Consider the following 19,171-nt stretch of genomic DNA (forward strand, 5'->3'; position numbering starts at 1 on the left):
GCACCACGAGCGGTTGCTCAGGCCGGGGCTGCTGTCGTGATGTGGCTGAGCACGCAGAGCCAGCGGCCATCCCGCTTCACGAATACATCGGTCGTCCATTCGTCGGCGTCGAACTGCCGACCCAGGTGGTGGGCCGTGTTCGTCACCCTGGCCGTATAGACCGCCGTATCGCCGTAAGCCCGAATCCTGGCCTCGCTGACGCGTTCCATGGCCGAGTGGGTCAGCTCTCCAGACGCGACGACCGAGAGGAACTGCTCCTTGGACGAGATGCCCGACTCGGAGACGATCACCCACTCGTCGTCCATGAAACTGGCGATCCGGGCGGCGTTGTTGGAGACCATCGCGGTCGCCCACTCTTCGGCGAGGGCGACGATCTGAGCATGAGCCGTGCCTTCCAAGCCCTGCGGGTGTGTGCCAGCGGTATCGCTCATTGCACGACTCTAACCAGGGCTCCGCATCCGGCGGCGTTTCGTGCCTACGAGATCCTGCCGGCACAGCTAGATCGGATCGAGCGCCACTCGAAACGTCCGTAAGACCGAGTTCTCCAACGTGGCGAAGGTCCGGGATCGCGGGTTGTAGGCAGTCGGACGGAAGCCTGGAAGCACGCCGACGCGCGCCCCCTCGATCAGATCCCAGAACTCCAGTCCGGCGTCCGCGGCGACCGCGAGCCGTCCGTCGATCGCCCACATCCGTCCCTTCGGGCCGAAGACGGTGTTGATCGGCTCGCCGCTCGGCGCGTCGTACAGCCGGACACCGTCGACCATGGCGATGTCGTCGTCACCGATCCGCTGGATGGCGACCGTGCGGTCGGTCACCCAGGCCACGGGCTGGTTCCAGGCGTAGGAGCGGAGCGCGAGGCGGCGACCCTGCTCGGCGGCGTACGTCTCGCCTGCCCGCCAGGCGGCCAAGTCGACGAGAAGGGGAATGCCGGAAGGCGCCCAGACCCAGCCGTCGTCCACCAGCCAGGTAGCGGCCGGGTTCACGGTCAGCCGGCCGTGGAAGTAGTCGAGGTAGTGCTCCGGTCGCTCCTCGCCCTTGCGCCATTCGGTGTCTCGCGGCGTCAGCAGGGCGCCAGTCGCCGCTTCGAACCGGTCCAGGCGATTCCACTCCGTTGCGGCGATCAAACTGCCGTCGGACAGGAACGCGAAGGGAAACGGCGTCGTGTAGTTGCGGTAGCTGCCCCGGTCGAGCCGCAGAGTCACCCGTCCACCGGCGGCGAGATCGACCACCGCGCCGTACCGTCCGTGGTCCCAGGCGACTGCGGCGAACCGGCCGTCAGGAGACGTGTGGAGGGTCGGACCCGGGGTGCCGTGGGCGTTGTCCTTCTCGTGGCCCTTCGGCAGTTTGAGCCTGTACGACTCCGCCCCCGGCCTCACCAGGTACTTGCCGGTGTAGACCAGCCAGCCGTCGCCCAGCGGCGCCAGACAGCGGTGATTGACCGGACGCAGCTCGGCCGGTTGTTCCTGGAAACTCCCACCCACCGGCCGATCACGATGCCGCACCTCGGGCTGCCCGGTGACATAGACGATCGGCTCATCGTCGGCCCGGGCGGTACACCCTTGACACACCACTGCCAGCTGTGACGTCGGATCGTCGAGCTTGGCGCAGGGCTCGCACAGCAGGTGGTAGTCCCCAGCGCGCCCGGTGTACAGCCGGGCCACGTCCTCGGGCTCGTCCACTGCCAGGTGAAGACACATCCGGAACGACCCCTCGTTCGCCACATGCCCACAAGCCAGCAACTCCATCCCTCAACGATAGAACCCGCTGCCCAGAAGGTCTCGTTCCGTGCTGGCGGCGGTGATATCGAGGAAGTCGAACACGTAGGGGTCGCGGGTGAGCTCCTGGGCGAGATCGGAGTCTTCGGGCGTGAGCCGGGCTGGGAAGTTCGACGGTGCGGCGCCTTCCCGCCGCAGCTGGCTCTTGATCTGGTTGAGCAGCACGTTGCGCGACCCGCCGTTCTCGACGGCCGCGCCGGCGTACCAGTCCCGCTCGGCCTGGTCGTCCAGCCGATCCAGCAGGACGGTGACGTGCCCCCACGGCAACTGCGCAACAGCCTGTTGCGCAATTGGGCCTGGCCACGCCCGGGCGGCTGTTGCCATGTACTGCAGGTTGCGTCCGGACAGCCCACGCATCTGGGGGAACTCGGCCCGCAGATCGTCGGCGAGGCGGCGGATCACTCGGGTTCCCCAGCCCTCACCCGTCTGCCGGTCCACCGATCGTCCAGTACAGCTCGAGCAGATCGGTGTTGACCGTGCGGTGCGCACGCAGCTGCGGTGCCCGGACCTCGTTCTTGAGCCGCGCGAGCAGCTCGCCGTACTCCGCGGGCTCGACCTCGCCGCTCACGCGTCACCTACGGCGCTGAGGGTCACCCGCGTCAGCGCGAGGCGGTCGCGGTGGTCTCCTCCAAGTCGGCCGCGACGAGCGTCACCTGGTCGACGTCGCAGACCGGGACCAGGTGATCCTCCGGTAATCCGTCCTTACCGCCGTCGCGGAACGCGGCCAGGTTCTCGTCGCTCTCCATGGAGGCTCGCGCTTCGACTGCTGACCGCCAGAACGCGATCGCACGCCGGGCACCGTCGACCGCCTCGATCCACCGGTGGTGAGCGGCAGCCCACTGTTTGGCGCTCCGCAGCGCCTCCCAGGCCGTTTCCGCGGTGCTTCCGGGCTGCGCCGATCTTGAAGGCCCTGGCGAACGCCATCAGCTAGCAGCCGGCTTGTAGCGGAGCAGTACGCCACCGGTCGCCCACGGCTTGGCCTCGATTAGCTCAAGCGATACCGGCCGGACGCCCGTGGGAAACACGCTCTTTCCTGCGCCCAGTATCAGCGGACAGACACGGAGCTGCACCTCGTCGACCAGCCCGGCGGTCAGCAAGGTGTGGAACAGCGTGATGCTGCCCCACAGTGCGATCTCCTTGCCGTCCTCGCGCTTGAGCTCCCCGACCGCCTTCACGGCGTCGGTGACGATCTCGCCGGCCTCCCACTCGCCCCAGGGCGCGCTGTCCAGGGTCGTGGACGCGACGACCTTGCGCATCCGGTTGAGCTTGGGCGCGATCACATCCGTTGCCGTCGGCCAATAATCGACGAACAGCCGGTACGTCCGCGCGCCGAGCACCATCGTGTCGACGGTGTCCAGGAACCCGAGATCGTCATCGTCCGCCTGGTCCGCGATCGTGTCGAAGAAGTCGAGCTCGTCGTTCGGCCCGGCGGCGTACCCGTCGAGCGTGACGTACTCCTGGAAGATGAGCTGTCTCATCCCAGCAGGCTAGTCCTGCGCCGGATTACAGCCCGCGCCCCGGCCAGGAGTGGCCGAGGCGCTGTCCCGTGGTTTCTGTCAGCTGACGGTAAGGATCTTGTTCACGGTTAGCGCCTGGGCATGGTCGGCGTCACCCGGAAACCAGACCCGGTAGGCGATCTGACCGCGCAAGGCGGGCTTGATGCCGAACGCATACTTCCCCGTCGTGCTGAGCTTCACCGATGCGATCGACTTCCAGACCTTGTTCCCGTACTGCTGCAGGTAGACCGATTGCCCCGCGTGCGCCGGAGCAACGTATCCGCTGAACGATGTGGTCTGGCCCAGCCGGATAGACGCAGGCGACAGCACCGCCGAAATCGTCGGCGCCACCTGGACGTTGATGTCCGGCGTTCGCGTCCCCATCAGGTCACCGTTGCCTGGGAAGGTCAGCATGTACACGGATGAGACGGTCGGCTTGTGGACCAACGACAACGTCCCGGTCGACGAGGTCTTCAGCGCTGCGAGCAAGGTGAACTTGGAGAGATTTCTCGGACGGACATAGACATTGACCGGCAGGCCGGCGTACGCCTTGTTGTCGATCCGCAGCGTACTGCCCTTCAGCGTGATCGACCCACCGGAGTTGATCAGTGTCGAACTCGTCCTGATTCCTGACTTCATCCCCAACAGCTGGGTCGAGGCCACCGGGCTGACCTGTCCGCTCCGGTCCTTCGCCCACGCGGCGTACGTGTAGGTCACACCCTGCGCCAGCCCCTTGTTCTTCACCGCGGATCCAGTACCGGCATACACCAGCGTCCCGGTCGTCAACGTCGGCACCGTACTGACGGCATTTCGCCGCACGATCACCTGATCGAGATCCGACATCGTCGCGATCTTCCAGGTCAAGTTCGCCGCCAAATAGGCCCCGCTCGCATCGAACTCCGGCTTCGCGGGCGCCAGATCAGCCGTCGTGAAGAGGCTCGTGAACGCAGGCGGTTCCGTGTTACCCCACGAATTCGATGTAGCGCTCCGACCTGGTGCATTCGGACGACCCGAAACTGATCGGCGCATTGTCGAAATCGCAGTCCAGCGTGCGAAGGCGAGCATTGTCCTCCGGCCACTGGAAGTCACATCGCGCCCAGGTCCCGAAACCGTGCGCGTTCCTGCAGACATAGATGTTGGCGACAGTGAAGCCGATCTGCCCGAGTGCTGATCTGCCGTCGCTGTCGGTGTCCCGCACGAAGACGACGTCTCCGTCCCGCTTGATGCACACTGCAGCGTTCGGATGACTGCCGTCGTTGTTGTCCCACAGACAAAAGTCAGTGCGTGCGCGAACTTGGTCAGCAGTGAGGTCGACCTGTGCACCGGTTCCACAGTGAAGCCAGTCGTATGGGCAATCATCGAAGTAGCTGCCGGCATCAGCGTGAGCACGGGGAAGATGCGCTGCCCCGGGAACGACGATCAATACAACACTCGCCGCCGCGATGGCAGCAGCGCGACCTATGCCCTTGCGCACCATTCTCGAACCTCCTCGTCGAGGCGTGATCGTGCGACAGTGAAGCACACAGGTCCGGGTGGTGTGAACGGCCCGAGCTCGGTTGAACTTTCGCGTCAGGGGTGTCCGGCCAGTCCTGCTGGCTGGATCCTGCCGGCATTGCTAGTTGCAGCAAGCTGCAACCTTCATCGAAAGGGCGGTCTGGTGCGCCGACGGGATGGCACGCTGTGGAGTCGTTGTCATTTCGTCTGGGGGGCTCACATGATTCGACAGTTGGCCGCGCTCTGCGCCACCACCGCACTTCTCGCGACAGGAGTTCCCGTCACGCAGTCCGTGGCTGCGGAGCTGAGCGACTGCACCAAGACCGTTCTCCCACTGCCGGCCGACACCGAGACCGGCTCCAGCCACGTCATCAGCGCGGATCCGTCCGGCCGGTACGTGCTCGGCGCCGCCCCGCGGCAAGGGCGTCACACTGCCCAAGCGGTGCTCTGGGTGGACGGCGTACCGCGATGGCTCGAGTCGAAGCCTGACAGCTCGTCCTACGGCTACGCCGTGGTCAAGGATGGCTTCGTTCTCGGCAGCAGTGGCAACCTGGCCGGTACCGACTACTGGGTCTACTCGGTCAAGACCGACTCGTACCGGCTCCTGCAGGTGCCCGCTGGGATGTTGATCCACGGGCTCGTCGGGATGAACGCCCGCCAGGACATCATCGGCCGCGCCTGGGACGACGACAAGCTCGAAAGCTCTCACGCTTTCGTCTGGCCGGCCGGCGGACAACCGCGAGGGCTGCCCACGCCCACGGGATCGCGGGCATTCTCCGTCGAAGACATCTCCGACGAGGGCCGGATCATCGGTCAGGCCAAGCGGCCCGGCACGTCGGACTTCACCAGCTACGTGTGGGAGTCCTGGAACAGCAGGCCGACGCGGCTCAGGGGACCCCGCAACCAGGACAACGTCTATGCCCGCGACGTCGAGGGCACCCGGATCGGTGGTCAGGTGGGTCACGCGATCAACTCCACCGGCTTCGTCTGGAACACCCGCGGCTCTCTCGTCGCGGAAATCGAGGACGCCGTCGCCGACGTCAACAGCTCCGGTGACGCAGTGACCGCCGGTGACGACTTCATCGACCACTACCCGTCGATCCTGGTCAGAAGTGACGGCACCAGGTTCACCTTCCCCGAAGGCACCCTGCTGACCCACAGCTTCAACCGCAACACCCCCTGGACAGCCGGCGGCTACGAAAACACCACAGGCTGGATGACAGCAGTCCTCTACAAGTGCAACAACTGACCGATGGCTTGGGCTGGGCCGTATTTCGGGCCCGCCAGTGCGCCGGAATCGCTGGCTGCGTTGAAGCGGAGTGACGGGCTGCTGATGGGGCGCGGTACGTACGAGATCTTCTCGCGCCAGTGGCCGCAGGGGACCGGGCAGTACGCCGACTACGTCAACCGGATGCCGAAGTACGTGTTCTCGTCGACCATCGCTGAGGCGGCGTGGGCCAACACGGCGGTCGTCGGCGGCGACGTCGTGGCCGGGGTTCGTGCCCTGAAGAGTGCCGGGGGCAACGACCTGATCGTCTACGGGTCGAAGTCGTGAGGTCGAACAAGTGCTGCAGCTCGGCTGGCGTGAACGACCGCCGTGCTGGTGGTACGTCGTCGGTTGTGTGGCGTGGGGTGTTCCTCGGAGCAGATCTGGGTCGGTACGTTGCCGAAGGTCCGCTCGCACAACTCACCCCACTCAACCGGGGTGGGTTAGGGAGGCGCAGAACATCGATACGATGCGTCAACGCCTCCCGGGAGCTTGGTGCGGTGATCAGCAGTCGGCGGTGCGGGTGTACGTCGCTGGGCCGGGGTACTGCGCCCAGGTTGACTGGCCGAAGCGGGCCTGGACCACCACGCCGTCGCGGATCTGCTCGTAGTGCAGGTGCGGCCCGGTGACGTTCCCGGTGCCGCCGACCCGGCCGATCTGCGTGCTGTCACTGACCCGGGCCCCGACTCCGACGGCCCGGCTCTGCAGGTGCGCGTAGAGCGTGTGCCAGCCCTCGCCGTGCGCGATCTCGATGTAGTTGCCGTACCCGCCGGCGTCGAACGCGGATCGGACCACCGTTCCCGCCTTGCTGGTCTTCACCGGCTTGCCGAGGTCGGCGTCGCCGGCACCCCAGTTGAAGTCGAGCGACCAGTACGACGGGTCGTGGCCGCTGCGGCTGGCGCCGGACCAGTTCTCTCCGCATCGGAACGGCACCCGTAGTACAGGCCGGGTGCCGGCCATCGTGTCGAAGGCGGCGGCGGCCTCCGCAGCAGCCTTACGTTCGACGGAGACAGTTGCGCGCTGAGTCTGGTAGCTGTGCGCTGCGGGCTTCGCATCGGTCGGCGTCGGCTGAGGTGAGGCCGCCGCGGCGGCAGGTGTGAGGATCAGCGCGGCGACTAGCCCGCCGGTCAGAACGTGTTTCATGGCGTTTCCTCCTGGGCGGTGGAGATGACCGCCTCACCGTCGAGGCCGCGCCCGCTTACGGCAACACCTAACGGCAGGTTGCCCACCGATTGCCTAGACCGCGGCAGAACTCCGCGCGGCGCGACGGAACCATTTCCGTCAGGCGTCGCGGTGACGTAACGTATCGTCAATTAGTGACACCCGCGCATCACCGATCGGTTTGACGTTGCGATCAGCTGGGCGCGCTCGCGGTGGAAGCGGTCGCTGGTGGCTGGTCAGGTGTTGGCTAGGGCCGTTGCCGAGTCGCGGATGACGAGCTCCGGCTCGGGGTCGGTGATGATGCCGCTGGTGTAGGGGCGTTCCGCCATCAGGTTGTACAGGGCGTGGACGCCGGCCTGGCCGAGCTCGTACATGGGCATCCGGACTGCGGTCACGGCTGGACGTAGGTGTTCCATCAGGCCGACGTCGTGGATGCCGACAACAGACAGCTGGTCGGGTACGGCGATGCCGAGGTCTCGGGCGGCGGCCAGGACGCCGACGGCGCTCATGATGTTGTTCACCACGACCGCGGTTGGTGCGGTCGGCAGTTGCAGCGCCTGTCGCAGGCCTTCGGCGCCGGCCTGCTCACCGAAGCCGGTGGCGAGGTGCGGCGCCGGTTCCAGCCCGGCCTGCTGCATCTCCTGCTCGTACCCGAGGTAGCGCTGCTGGAACGCGTGCCCGGTCGCCCCACCGATGAACACGATTCGGCGATGGCGCAGGTTGAGCAGGAATCGGGTCGCGATCTCGCCCGCGCGGCAGTCGTCGATGCCGACCCAAGGCTGGTCCTGGGCGTAGTCCAGGGTGAGGATCGGCTTGGGATGGGAGCGAAGCTCGGCCATCACGTCGTCGTCGAACAGCCGGTCGCCCCGGATCAGGATGCCGTCGACGGTGCCGTGGCTGAGCAGCCGGGTGAGGAACTGGCTGCCTGAGCGCATCGTCTCGGCGTCGCCAAGCAGGACTGTCCCGCCGTGCTCGGCCGCGGCTGAGTAAACGCCGCGCAGCAGGTGGGTGTAGACGGGGTTGTCGAGCTTGTGGAGGATCAGCGCGATCATGCCGGTGCGGTTGAGCCGCAGGGACCGGGCCGCTTGGTTGGGCTGGTAGTCGAGCTCCTCCATCGCCTGGATGACTCGGGCGCGGGTGGACTCGCTCATCCGGGTGTGGGTCGTGCCGTTGATCACGGCCGACACCACCGCGACCGATACTCCTGCTGTGCGGGCGATGTCGCTTTGCGTTGCCACGCTTGGTTGCCTCCTCGAACCGTTGACGTAACGTCTCAACCAAGTCTACGGTGAATTAACGTTACGTCACCTAAGCGGCGACTTCCCAGCGAACACTCTTACGAGTCATGAGGAGATGGGATGCAACCAAGACTTCTTCGGCGGAGCGCTCGCCGCCGTGCCCGTGCGTGGGCTGCGACGACAGTCGCGGTGGCTCTGATGGCGGCGGGTCTGTCGCCGGCGCGGGCCGCCACGACCGGCATGTCGGATCTCGGTGAGCTGCTCGACCTGACGCGTCCCGGGCTCGCCCGCGTGGCGGCGGAGCTTGCCGCCGGCGATGAGGCGGGCGCCGCAGCCGAGCTCAAGGCCTACTACGCGGGCCGCACAGGCATCGAGTACCCGCGTGTGGGCGGGGCAGGAGGCGGCGACGCGACCGCCGACGAACTGGCGGCGGGGATCTTCCGGTTCGGCACCGTGACCCGTGACTTCTACGACGATGCCGCGCAGCGGATCGACGTGGACTGGGCGGACCTCTGGGGCGGGACGCAGACCATCCCGGGGAGCGCACAGGTTCTGATGAGTGACTTCACGTTCATGTCGACGCTGACGAGCGCTTATCTTAAGGAGAGCGACCCGCAGAAGCGTGCGGCGTACGCGGCGGCGTGGATGGACATCTCCCTGGACTTCTTTTCCGACAATCCGAGCTGGCCGCAGAACCGCAACCTGTCGGGCGGCAAGCGGCTGACCCAGCTGGTCAGCGCGTTCTCCGTGTTCCGGACGGAGCCGAGCATCGACGCGGACGACCTCGTGGCGTACCTGTCCGGGGTGCACGCGACGACGGACCGCCTCGCGACGGTGCTGCAGATCCATGTCGGAAACAACTGGTATGTCTCGATGGCCCGCGCGATCTACGTCTCGGCGGTCTATCTGCCCGAGTTCAAGGCGTCCTTCGGCTGGGAGCCGTTCGCGGTGCGCTCGTTCGAGCGGTTCCTGCGCGCGCACCTGAAAGGCGACGGTGTGTACCGCGAGCCGGCATTCAACTATCAGGCCTACGTGGCGGACATGGCCAACACGATGATCGACGTTGCGGATGCCAACCGGCGTTCCCTTCCCGACGGGATTGTTCAGTCGGCGGATTGGATCGCGGATGCGCTGTTCGCGACCCGTCAGCCGAATCTCGAGACAGCGCCCGTCGGTGATTCTCCGAACGCGGACGCGGGCGAGAGCGCGATTCGCAGGACCGGCGAGCGTAACTCCTGGTCCGACTTCACCTGGGTCGCCTCCGGGCGCACCGAGGGGACCGTCCCGACGCTGTCGTCCACGGTGTTCCCGATCAGCTATGCGGTCCAGCGGTCCGGGTGGGACGCCGATGCCCGGTACATGCTGATCAACAACCAGAACTCCAGCTATACGGCCTCGCATCGGCATCCCGACGACCTCAGCCTGGTGATGGCGGCGTACGGGCGTCCGCTGATCGTCGACCCCGGAGTGGGGGACTACAGCAATACCCCGACGAACGACTGGATGCGCCGCACCACCGAGGCGCACAACACCGTCGAGGTCGACGGACAACCGCAGCCCGCCGGCCTGCCCCGCACGACATCGCTGTGGCGCTCGAACGCGGGCCTCGATGTCTACCGAGGCAAGACGGAGGCCTACCGGCCGATCGCGCACGATCGCGTCGTCTACTTCGTCAAGCCCGGCTTCTGGGTCGTCTCCGACGACCTCACGGGTGACACCGGCGCGCACGACTACCGGCAGCTCTGGCACTTCCCTGGTGATCCGGTCACCGTCGACCCGAAGACGAAGGTCGCCACGGTCGGGTTCGACACGGTGCCCGGAGCCACACCGGTTGCCGGTGTGCAGCTCGTCCCGGTGGCCCCGGCCGGCGCCGCACTCACGCCCACTGTCCACAAGAACGGCGCAGTGCGCGTGGGCGAGCAGGTTCTCACCGACGTCGACTACCTGTCGTACGACTGGTCCGCGACCGGCGCCACCGGAGTGGACACGGTGGTGGTTCCGGGCAAGGCCGGCGCCGCGCCCTCGGTGAAGGCGTCGCGCATCGCTATGCCTGGGGTGGATCACTCAGTAGCGAGCGCCATGGAAATCGACCTGCCGAACGCGACCGGCCGCTTCTACCTGTCGCGCGAGGCGACTCCCTCGTCGAGGCAGTTCGGGGCCGCCAGGACCAACGCCGAGACCGCCTACCTCGAGCGTGCCGACAAGGGCGGCGGGCTGACGCGGTACGCGCTGACCCAGGGATCGTCGCTGGTCGACAACGGGGACACCGTCATCAAAGCCTCCGGAGTTGTGTCCGATGTCAGTGTGGAACTGCGCGGCGCTACCGCCCAGATCTCGCTCGGGGATCCCTTCACCGGCATCCTTTCGATCAACGCGCCGAAGGCACGCGCGGTGACGATCAACGGCACCCCGACCGCGTTCATCCGCACCGGCAACCTCGTTACCGTCTTTGCCAAGGCGGCCTTCGCTCCGAAGCCGTTGCTCGACGAAAAGTTCACCGACGCGAGCCTGGACCGCACTGTCTATGACTTCAACGGCTCCCTTGCCGGCTGGACGCCGGTGCAAGGCACCTGGACCCTGGGCGGCGCGCAGCCTGACACGCAGCTGGTGCAGACCTCGAGTACGGACACGCAGTCGTTGGCGGTGCAGCAGGACGTGCCGGATGACGTGGTCGTGACTGCCGACATCGTTCCGGGCAAGCGAAACCAGACGACGGCAACGACCGGTCTCGCGTTCCGCTACCACGATTCCCGCAACTACTACCGGGCCGATGTCGTCAGTACGCCGGGCGGCGCGAAGCTGCGGCTGGTGAAGGTTTACAACGCGACGTCCACGCTTCTCGCGGAGACGGAGCTGCCCATCACCGCGGACAGCGCGCACACGTTGACCGTCTCCGCGGTCGGGAAGCATCTGCTCGCCAGGGTGGGCAACACGTCGATCTCCGCAGACGACTCGCAGTTGCCGACCGGTGGCGCCGCCGCATCCACACACGGCCGGGCCGCGGCCTTCGACAACATCACGATCAAGGAAGGGCTCGACCAGGCCAACTGGCGGGGTATCGCAGGAAAGGCGTCCGTCAACTCGGGTAAGTTGAAGCTCGCGCCGACCGATGGCAGGGCGCACGTACTGGCCGACTCGACGCTGCCGTCACGCTTCTCCGAGACGTGTGACTATGCCGTGAAGACCACGGTCACGATCAACGGATCCGTCGGCACCGCAGGCATCTCGCTGCGAGACACCTCGGACTCCTACGGGTACCGGATCCACCTCGGCAAGACGAGCAGTAGAACGCAGTACGCCAGTATCGTCCGCGAGGCTCACGCGTCCGGTCCGGTCACAGTGGGCACGGTGTCCGTCGGCAACCCGTTGACAGGTCCCGTCGAGCTCGGTGCGTCGGTCCACGGTGACCGCATCACCGTGACGTTGAACGGTGTCCGGATCCTGGAGGCTCGTGACACCGTTGTTCGCAACGGCGGCGTCGGGCTCTACTCATCCACGGAGAGCACGTTCGAGAACCTCACGGTCGCACGCTCCTGCGAGCGAAAGCGCCGGTGGTGACGATGTGATCAGGTGAGGCCCGGTGTCCCCTTCCTGGGCGTCGTCGCCGTGGATCGGCGTCCAGGGCGGGGGCGGATACGCTGGCGGCATGACCACGATCAAGGACGTTGCGAAGCGGGCCGGGGTGTCCACGGCCGTGGTTTCCGCGGTGATCTCCGGGGCTCGTGGCAACGTCCGGATGAGCGAGGCGACCCGGCTGCGCGTCGAGCAGGCGATCCAGGACACGGGCTATCGCGTCAACCACGCCGCGAAGTCGCTGAGTCTGTCCCGGTCGGGAGTGATCGCGGCGGTGGTGCCGAAGATTGCGAACCCCGTCTTCGAACTGGCGATTCGTGGCATGCATGCGGCCGCCGAGGAACACGGTGACGTGCTGTTGCTGGCCGACGCACTGTGGATCGAGCCGGGCAGCCACCTGATGAGCCGGATCGTCGGCACCGGCATGGTCGACGGGGTGTTGTTGCGGTCCAACCAGTGGGGGAACGAGACCGCTGAGGAACTCACCAAGCGGTCGATCCCGTACGTGATCCTGCAGAACCCGCGACCGGACGACTCCGTGTCGGTGTGGATCGACGACGCAGCCGGGATCGGTCTGGCCACGACGCACCTGCTGGGTCTCGGACACCGCCGCATCGCCTTGGTCGGCGGCCCCGTCCTTCCGATCGCCAGTCGCGCCCGGGTCGACGGCTACCGCTCGGCGTTGCGGGCAGCGGGGGTGCGCTTCGACCGGTCGTTGATCAAGCAGGTCGGCTACGAGCCGCCGGACCTGGCGGCCGCGACGCGCGAGCTCCTCGGCTCGGCCCGGCCGCCGTCCGCGCTGATCATCGACAACATCGTCGCGGCACCGGGAGCGATCGCGGCGATCATCGATCTCGGCCTGCGGGTTCCCGCCGATCTGTCGATCGTCGCGTACCAGGATCTGCCCATCGCCGACGCCATGCGGCCGGCACCGAGCACGGTCCGGATGCCTGTGCAGCAAGCCGGAATGCGTGCCTACACGACACTACGCCGGATGATCGACGGCCGCCGCGTCCAGTCGGCTCTGGTGACGAGGCCGGCACCGAAACTGATCGATCGAGGATCGACAGCACCGTACGCCGGCTGAGCGCCGATCTGCCGTGATCCCGCGGTCGCGGGCTCACGAGATCTTGATTAACCGGTGAATCATCGGCATGATGCTCGGCGTAGCTCCGAATCGACCGTAAGCCCACCGGTGCTCGAGATGGGCTGGACAGGGAATTCCTCATGGTTCACGTCGTTCTCGTCTCCGGCTGGCAAACCGTCAACATCGGCGACGTCGCCCATACGCCAGGCGCGCTCCGGGCCTTTCAGCGCTACGCACCGGAGGCGAAGCTGACGCTGTGGGCTCGCAGCATCGACGAGGGCGTACGGAAGCTGCTCGGCCGCTACTTTCCGGACGTCGAGATCGTCGAGGACCGGGTCGTGCCCGGCGAGCCGCTCAGCCCGGAGCTCGAACGATTATTTGCTGAAGGCAACCTTTTGGTGCACGGGTCGGGGCCATCGCTCGTTGCCCAGGTGGAGGTCGCCGAATGGCATCGGCGGACAGGAAAGCCGCAGGGCATCTTCGGAGTGACAGTAGATCCGCTCCGGCCCTACGGCTCGACGCTGGACCGGGCGGCGAGGATGGTCGGCGCGATCGACGGTGACCTGCTCAGCGAGCTCGAGCGCGAGGTGCTCGACACGGCCGCGTTCGTCTACTGCCGGGACTCGTTGACCGAGCGGTTCCTGGCCGGCCAGAACCTCAGGGCGCCCACGATCGCGTTCGGTCCGGACGCCACCGTGATGTTCGACGTGGTCGACGACAGCGACGGCCAGGCGGTCCTCGCGGAGTACGGGTTGCAGCCCGGACGCTTCCTCTGCGTCGTACCGCGGCTGCGTTTCACGCCGTACCACCAGATCCGCAACCACCCGCCCGGGGCCGAGGATGTTCGCCGGACGGCCTACAACGCGGGCTATCTGAAGTCCGACCTGGACGTTCTGCGGCAGACCGTGATCGGCTGGGTGCGAGCCACTGGCGAGCCGGCGCTCGTCGTGCCGGAGATGAGCTACGCGATGGAAGTCGCCGAGGCCGAGTTCGCGGGGACCTTCCCTGCCGACGTGGCCGGCCTGGTTCACATCCTGCCGCGGTTCTGGGACCTGACCGAGGCGGCCGCGGTGTACCGGCGGGCCGGCGCGGTCGTGAGCATGGAGTGCCACTCACCTCTGATCGCGTTGGCGGAAGGTGTTCCGTCGGTCTACCTGCGGCAGCCGACCGACACGATCAAGGGCGAGATGTACAACGATCTCGGACTGCCGTTCGTCGAGCTGGGACCTGGGGCCGAAGCTGAGGCCGGGCAACTCCTGCAGAAGATCGTCGACGACAGGCCGGCCGCGGCCGAAGCCGCGCGGCAGGCGCGGGACGGCGCGCAGGAGCGCGTGCGGGGGATGGTCGAGGCCGCCATCGCAGCGGTCGGCAGCAGGATCCACTGATGTCGTCGGGGATCAAGGTGCGGCCGAGGGCCGGCGCGGATCCCGCTGCGCCTGCCGCCCGCGAGACTCGCGTCCGCGGGCAACTCGCGACCCGCTGGCACCGGGACCGGGTGCTGCTCATGCTCGCGGTACCGGGCGTGATCATCCTGGTTCTGTTCCACTACCTGCCACTGCTGGGCAACGTGATCGCCTTCCAGGACTACCAGCCGTTCCTCGGCATCACCGGATCGGATTTCGTTGGCCTGAGCAACTTCTCGGTCATCTTCAACGGTGACCCGGAGTTCCTGAACGCGCTCGTCAACACCCTGATCATCACGATGGTCCAGGTCCTGTTCGTGTTCCCGTTGCCGATCGCGCTGGCCCTGGTCCTCAACTCGATGCTGAACGAACGCGCCAAGCGGCTGACGCAGTCGATCCTCTACCTGCCGCACTTCCTGTCCTGGGTCATCGTCGTGGCGTTGTTCCAGCAGATGTTCGGCAACGGCGGAATGCTGAACGAGTGGCTGCGTTCCGCGGACCTGGGAACCTTCCAGATCATCGGCGTACCGGAGTTGTTCAAACTGCTGATCACCTCGCAGGTGATCTGGAAGGACACCGGATGGTCGACCATCATCTTCCTGGCCGCGCTCTCCAAGGTCGACCTGAACCTGTACGAGGCAGCAGCGATCGACCGGGCCGGCCCGCTGCGGCAGCTGTGGCACGTCACGCTGCCCGCGATCCGGCCCGTGATCGTCCTGCTGCTGATCCTGCGGCTGGGTGATTCCCTCACGGTCGGTTTCGAGCAGATCCTCCTGCAGCAGGGGCCGGTCGGCGCGCAGGCTTCCGAAGTGCTCGACACCTACGTCTACAACAACGGGATCATCGGCGGGAACTGGGGTGTCTCGGCCGCGGTCGGCTTGGTGAAGGGCGTCGTCGGCGTGGTTCTCGTCCTCGGGGCGAACCGGCTCGCCCACGCGATGGGGGAGCGGGGGGTGTACTCGAAATGACCGGCCTGCTGGAGACCACCGCTGAGCGCCGGGCCCGGCGCAACCGTCAGCCGGCGCCGGACCAGCGGCCTGCCTGGATGGGACGGCAACCGCGCTGGGTGACCGCGGCGCGCGGCGCAGTGCTGACCGTCGCCTGCCTCGCGGTGATCGTCCCGTTCGTCGCCGTCGTGATGACGAGTCTGGCGCCGCAACGCGACATCAGCGCGCGCGGTGGACTTGTCCTCTTCACCAGCGAGCCGTCGCTCGCGGCGTACCGGGCCGTTCTGTCGGGGGGAGTGGTGACGCGGGCCCTCAGCGTGTCGGTCGTGGTCACCGTTGTGGGCACTGTCCTGTCGCTGGCCTGCACCATCATGCTCGCGTACGCCCTGTCGCGGCCGGGATCGCTGCTGCACAAGCCCATCCTGCTGATGACACTGTTCACCCTCTTGTTCAATCCGGGCATGATCCCGATGTACCTGACCGTCAAGCAACTCGGCCTGATCGACAACCTGGCGGCGTTGATCCTGCCGGTGCTGGTCAACGCCTTCAACGTGATCGTGATGCGGTCCTTCTTCCTCGAGCTGCCCAGTGAGCTCACCGAGTCGGCGAAGCTCGACGGGGCCGGTGAACTGCGGATCCTCGCCTTCATCGTCCTGCCGCTCTCGAAGGCCGTCGTCGCGGTGGTCGGCTTGTTCTACGCCGTCGCCTACTGGAATGCGTTCTTCTCCGCCCTGCTCTACCTGCCGTCGCCGGAGAAGTGGCCGCTGCAGCTGGTACTGCGAACGTTCGTCGTGAACCAGACTCCGCTCGGTACGGACGAGCTCTCGGCGTCGACCGAGTCGCTGCCACCCCAGGCATCGATCCAGATGGCGATTCTGGTCATGTCCATCATCCCGATCCTGATCATCTACCCGTTCATCCAGAAGCACTTCAGCAAGGGACTTCTGATCGGCGCCGTCAAAGGCTGATCGACCGGACGCCCGCCATGAGGAGGGAACCGTAACCATGGATGCGCTATCGCGCCGTACGTTGCTCAAAGGGCTGTCCGCGGCAGCCGTCGCAGGGGCCGCCGGATCAGCACTCGGCTGCTCCGCCAAGACGACGACGGGGACCTCCGGCCGAATCGGAGCGGACATACTTCCCACGTTCGCCCGGGCCGGGAACGCCGAACCCGCGCTGAAGAGCGCAAGCCCGCTCGGCATGAGTGGGTACTTCGAGTACCCGCCCAACCCCGTCGCGGCGGTCGGTAAGCCCCCGCTGTCGGGTGGCCAGATCTCCGCCCTCACCTACACCTTCGACCCGGTGGCGCCCGGCAAGTCCGACAATCCGCTGTGGCAGGAGATCGACAAGCGACTGGGTGGAAAGCTCGACATCACGTACGCGCCGGCGGCTGACTACGGTCAACGGTTCGCGACGACCGTGGCCGGCGGAGATCTGCCCGACCTGGTGTCGATCTACGGCTCGGTGCAGCAGTTGCCCGCGTTGCTGAAGGCAAAGTTCACCGACCTGACCGAGTACTTGTCGGGCGATGCCGTCAAGGACTATCCGAACCTGGCTGGTCTGTCCACCGATTCGTGGCGCAAGACCGTGTACGGCAACGCCCTGTGGGGAGTACCGATCGCCCGGGTACCGATCCCGTCGGTCGCCTGGATCCGCGCCGACCTCATCGCCGGTACCGGACTGCCCGCGCAGCCCAAGAACATCGGAGAGTTCAAGGCACTGCTGAAGGGGCTGACCAACGAGCGCAAGTCCCGCTGGGCCTGCGGCGATCCGGGCAGCACCCTGACCATGATCGCCGCTTCCCTGGGCATCCCCGGCAGCTGGATCGAGGACGGCGGGAAGTTCACCTCCAACATCGAACTCGAGGAGTACGAGAAGGCGCTGGCCGACACCCGCGAGCTGGCCGACGCCGGCGTCTTCCATCCGGACGGCCTGATGGCGTCCAACAACCAGCGCAACGACTGGTTCACCAACGGGACCACGCCGATCGTCTTCGGCGGGTACGCCGGCTGGAGCAAGTACGAAATGTGGGGAGCCGAGGTGCCGGGCTTCAAGCTCGGGTCTCTTCCGATGTTCGGCTACGACGCGGCGAGCAAGCCCTTACATCCTCGGGGGAGCGCGGCTCAGGCGTTCACCGCTGTAACCCAGGCCGAACCGGACCGGGTCCGCGAGGTGCTCCGGGTCCTCGACTGGCTCGCCGCGCCGTTCGGATCTTCGGAGTACCTGCTGCGCAACTTCGGGATCGAGGGGCAGACGTTCAAGTTCGAGGGCAAGGACCCGATGGTGAACTCGCGCGGCCAGAATCTGCGGCTGGTGCCGTTCGGGTACGTCTGCGGACCGACCCTGGCCATCTACGACCCGGGCCGGCGCGACGTCACCCAGGCCCGCTTCGACTACCAGGAAGCCGCGCTGCCGATTCTCGCCCCTGATCCGACCCAGGGCCTGTACTCCGAGACCGATGCGGCCAAAGGTCAGCAGTTGGGCAAGGGCCTGACCGATGCGCGGAACGGCATCTTGGCCGGCCGCGCACCCGTGTCGAGCTGGAAGGAGGCCGTGACCAAGTGGCGCAACGGCGGCGGCGACAAGATCCGGGCCGAGTACGAGCAGGCCTTCTCGGAGGCGGGACCCAAATGAGCCAGGAGCTGGTGACCCGAGCCGACGAATTCCTGGTCGGTCGGCCATATTCCATCCTCGACCGTGAGCCGTCGGACTGGGCCGGAGACCCCCACGACTACTACTCGGTCGGCAACTACTCCTGGCCGAATCCGGAGACAGCCGACGGGCTGCCGTACATCAGGATCGACGGCCGGCGGAACCCGGACGCGTGGAGCGATCGCTACGACAAACGGCGGTACCGGCAGACGGTCGCGGCCGTCAACACCCTGGTGCAAGCGCACCTCCTAACCGGCGAGGCACGGTACGCCGACGCCGCGGTCGAACGTCTCGAACGCTGGTTCCTGGACCCGGCGACCGCGATGCGGCCCAACTTCGCTCACGCTGCCGCGCTGCCCGGTCAGCACGACGGTGCGGCGATCGGGCAGATCGAGGGGACGCTGCTGACCGACCTCCTGGATCACGTCGACCTACTGGTGAGGGCCGGACGATTCACCGAAGGCCTCCCGCTCCTGCAGGACTGGTTCGCTGAGTTGACCCGCTGGATGCGGTCGAGCGACCTCGGCCGGCAGGAAGAATCGATGACCAACAACCACGGAGTTTGGTGGGACGCGCAGGTACTGCGCTATCTGCAGTTCGTGGGTGATCGGACCGCGATCACCGAGATCCTCGACCGGTTCGACATCCGGCTGCGCCACATCGCTGTCGGCGGCGCCCTCCCGAAAGAACTGGCTCGTCCCGACTCGTTGCTCTACACCATGTTCTGTCTACGAGCCTTCGCCGGCTGCTGCCGGGTCGCAGCTGCTGAAGGCCGCGACCTCTGGAACGCGCCCGCCGAACCCGGCTTCGGCAGCCTCCGCGACGCGTTCCACTTCTGGGCCGACCACGCCACCGACGACCGCCGCTGGATCTGGCCCCGGCAGCCCGCGGACCTCGACCGAACCGCTCTCTGGCTCGCCGACGAAGCCGCCGCCGTCTACCAGACCCCGAGCCTCGAAGCGCTCGCGGAAACCCTGCGAAGGCAAGACCTACCCGACCCCGAGATCCCGTCAACCGCAGCCATGCAACAGACCCCTTCCTTAAAGGAGTGACACAGATGCAGATCCCGGCCCCTGGG

At 66.7% G+C, this 19,171-nt stretch carries 20 protein-coding genes, 1 tRNA gene and 1 pseudogene; 11 read left to right on the forward strand and 11 right to left on the reverse strand.

The features are described 5' to 3' along the window. Positions 1-17: 17 nt before the first annotated feature. From ACQPYM_RS05785 to ACQPYM_RS05820, 8 genes are all read right to left on the reverse strand, one after another. Entirely contained in the window at positions 18-431 is a 414-nt protein-coding gene (locus ACQPYM_RS05785) for a nuclear transport factor 2 family protein (RefSeq protein ID WP_433015930.1), read from the reverse strand. A gap of 66 nt (positions 432-497) precedes the next feature. Beyond that, on the reverse strand, positions 498-1,745 hold the full coding sequence (locus tag ACQPYM_RS05790) for a hypothetical protein (protein ID WP_433015933.1): 1,248 nt from the start codon (positions 1,743-1,745) through the stop codon (positions 498-500). Between the two features lie 3 nt (positions 1,746-1,748). Next, positions 1,749-2,213: a DUF1016 N-terminal domain-containing protein gene (locus ACQPYM_RS05795; protein ID WP_433015936.1), complete on the reverse strand. Its 465-nt coding sequence runs from the start codon at positions 2,211-2,213 to the stop codon at positions 1,749-1,751. Further along, entirely contained in the window at positions 2,194-2,343 is a 150-nt protein-coding gene (locus ACQPYM_RS05800) for a hypothetical protein (RefSeq protein ID WP_433015939.1), read from the reverse strand. The genes ACQPYM_RS05795 and ACQPYM_RS05800 overlap by 20 nt, the downstream gene beginning before the upstream one ends. A gap of 31 nt (positions 2,344-2,374) precedes the next feature. Further along, positions 2,375-2,521 (reverse strand): hypothetical protein, encoded by a 147-nt coding sequence (locus ACQPYM_RS05805; protein ID WP_433015942.1) that lies wholly within the window; start codon positions 2,519-2,521, stop codon positions 2,375-2,377. Positions 2,522-2,698: 177 nt separating this feature from the next. Next, positions 2,699-3,253, reverse strand: a complete 555-nt coding sequence (locus ACQPYM_RS05810; RefSeq protein WP_433015945.1) for a dihydrofolate reductase family protein — start codon at positions 3,251-3,253, stop codon at positions 2,699-2,701. Positions 3,254-3,331: 78 nt separating this feature from the next. Continuing rightward, complete coding sequence (locus tag ACQPYM_RS05815; protein WP_433015948.1) at positions 3,332-4,114, reverse strand: hypothetical protein; 783 nt, start codon at positions 4,112-4,114, stop codon at positions 3,332-3,334. 118 nt (positions 4,115-4,232) lie between these two features. Further along, positions 4,233-4,748, reverse strand: a complete 516-nt coding sequence (locus ACQPYM_RS05820; protein ID WP_433015951.1) for a hypothetical protein — start codon at positions 4,746-4,748, stop codon at positions 4,233-4,235. A 237-nt stretch (positions 4,749-4,985) separates the two neighbouring features. Here ACQPYM_RS05820 and ACQPYM_RS05825 point away from each other — a divergent pair, with 237 nt between their 5' ends. Together ACQPYM_RS05825 and ACQPYM_RS05830 are read left to right on the forward strand one after the other, a co-directional pair. Next, positions 4,986-6,014 carry a hypothetical protein gene (locus ACQPYM_RS05825; protein ID WP_433015954.1) on the forward strand — a complete coding sequence of 343 codons (1,029 nt, stop codon included), beginning with the start codon at positions 4,986-4,988 and terminating at the stop codon, positions 6,012-6,014. A gap of 3 nt (positions 6,015-6,017) precedes the next feature. Further along, complete coding sequence (locus ACQPYM_RS05830; protein ID WP_433015957.1) at positions 6,018-6,320, forward strand: dihydrofolate reductase family protein; 303 nt, start codon at positions 6,018-6,020, stop codon at positions 6,318-6,320. Positions 6,321-6,536: 216 nt separating this feature from the next. On the opposite strand, the gene ACQPYM_RS05835 is transcribed toward ACQPYM_RS05830, so the two are convergent. Both ACQPYM_RS05835 and ACQPYM_RS05840 read right to left on the reverse strand, forming a co-directional pair. Next, complete coding sequence (locus ACQPYM_RS05835; RefSeq protein WP_433015960.1) at positions 6,537-7,175, reverse strand: M23 family metallopeptidase; 639 nt, start codon at positions 7,173-7,175, stop codon at positions 6,537-6,539. 254 nt (positions 7,176-7,429) lie between these two features. Further along, positions 7,430-7,702, reverse strand: coding sequence for a substrate-binding domain-containing protein (locus ACQPYM_RS05840; protein WP_433015963.1), 273 nt, complete (start codon positions 7,700-7,702; stop codon positions 7,430-7,432). A gap of 33 nt (positions 7,703-7,735) precedes the next feature. Between ACQPYM_RS05840 and ACQPYM_RS05845 the strand changes: the two genes are divergently transcribed. Both ACQPYM_RS05845 and ACQPYM_RS05850 read left to right on the forward strand, forming a co-directional pair. Continuing rightward, positions 7,736-7,830: transfer RNA gene (locus ACQPYM_RS05845), tRNA-OTHER, on the forward strand. Further along, entirely contained in the window at positions 7,799-8,122 is a 324-nt protein-coding gene (locus tag ACQPYM_RS05850) for a hypothetical protein (protein WP_433015966.1), read from the forward strand. Before ACQPYM_RS05845 ends, ACQPYM_RS05850 begins: the two co-directional genes overlap by 32 nt. A 219-nt stretch (positions 8,123-8,341) precedes the next feature. Here the strand turns inward: ACQPYM_RS05850 and ACQPYM_RS05855 are convergent. Continuing rightward, a pseudogene (locus ACQPYM_RS05855) lies at positions 8,342-8,431 on the reverse strand (hypothetical protein); the annotation flags it as partial. Between the two features lie 198 nt (positions 8,432-8,629). Here ACQPYM_RS05855 and ACQPYM_RS05860 point away from each other — a divergent pair. The 7 genes from ACQPYM_RS05860 (at position 8,630) to ACQPYM_RS05890 (ending at position 19,145) form a co-directional block, all read left to right on the forward strand. Next, on the forward strand, positions 8,630-11,989 hold the full coding sequence (locus ACQPYM_RS05860; protein WP_433015969.1) for an alginate lyase family protein: 3,360 nt from the start codon (positions 8,630-8,632) through the stop codon (positions 11,987-11,989). A gap of 88 nt (positions 11,990-12,077) precedes the next feature. Further along, positions 12,078-13,091 (forward strand): LacI family DNA-binding transcriptional regulator, encoded by a 1,014-nt coding sequence (locus ACQPYM_RS05865; protein WP_433015972.1) that lies wholly within the window; start codon positions 12,078-12,080, stop codon positions 13,089-13,091. Between the two features lie 140 nt (positions 13,092-13,231). After that, complete coding sequence (locus ACQPYM_RS05870) at positions 13,232-14,476, forward strand: polysaccharide pyruvyl transferase family protein (protein ID WP_433015975.1); 1,245 nt, start codon at positions 13,232-13,234, stop codon at positions 14,474-14,476. Next, positions 14,476-15,462, forward strand: a complete 987-nt coding sequence (locus ACQPYM_RS05875; protein WP_433015978.1) for an ABC transporter permease — start codon at positions 14,476-14,478, stop codon at positions 15,460-15,462. Before ACQPYM_RS05870 ends, ACQPYM_RS05875 begins: the two co-directional genes overlap by 1 nt. Next, the gene (locus ACQPYM_RS05880; RefSeq protein ID WP_433015981.1) at positions 15,459-16,409 is read left to right on the forward strand and encodes a carbohydrate ABC transporter permease; all 951 of its coding nucleotides are present in this window, start codon (positions 15,459-15,461) and stop codon (positions 16,407-16,409) included. Before ACQPYM_RS05875 ends, ACQPYM_RS05880 begins: the two co-directional genes overlap by 4 nt. Before the next feature lie 37 nt (positions 16,410-16,446). Continuing rightward, positions 16,447-18,075, forward strand: coding sequence for an extracellular solute-binding protein (locus ACQPYM_RS05885; protein WP_433015984.1), 1,629 nt, complete (start codon positions 16,447-16,449; stop codon positions 18,073-18,075). Then, a complete protein-coding gene (locus tag ACQPYM_RS05890; protein ID WP_433015987.1) occupies positions 18,072-19,145 on the forward strand; it encodes an alginate lyase family protein in 1,074 nt (357 codons plus the stop codon). The genes ACQPYM_RS05885 and ACQPYM_RS05890 overlap by 4 nt, the downstream gene beginning before the upstream one ends. The last annotated feature ends 26 nt before the right edge of the window (positions 19,146-19,171 follow it).

The organism is Kribbella sp. CA-294648, assembly GCF_050943845.1.
Lineage (GTDB): Bacteria > Actinomycetota > Actinomycetes > Propionibacteriales > Kribbellaceae > Kribbella.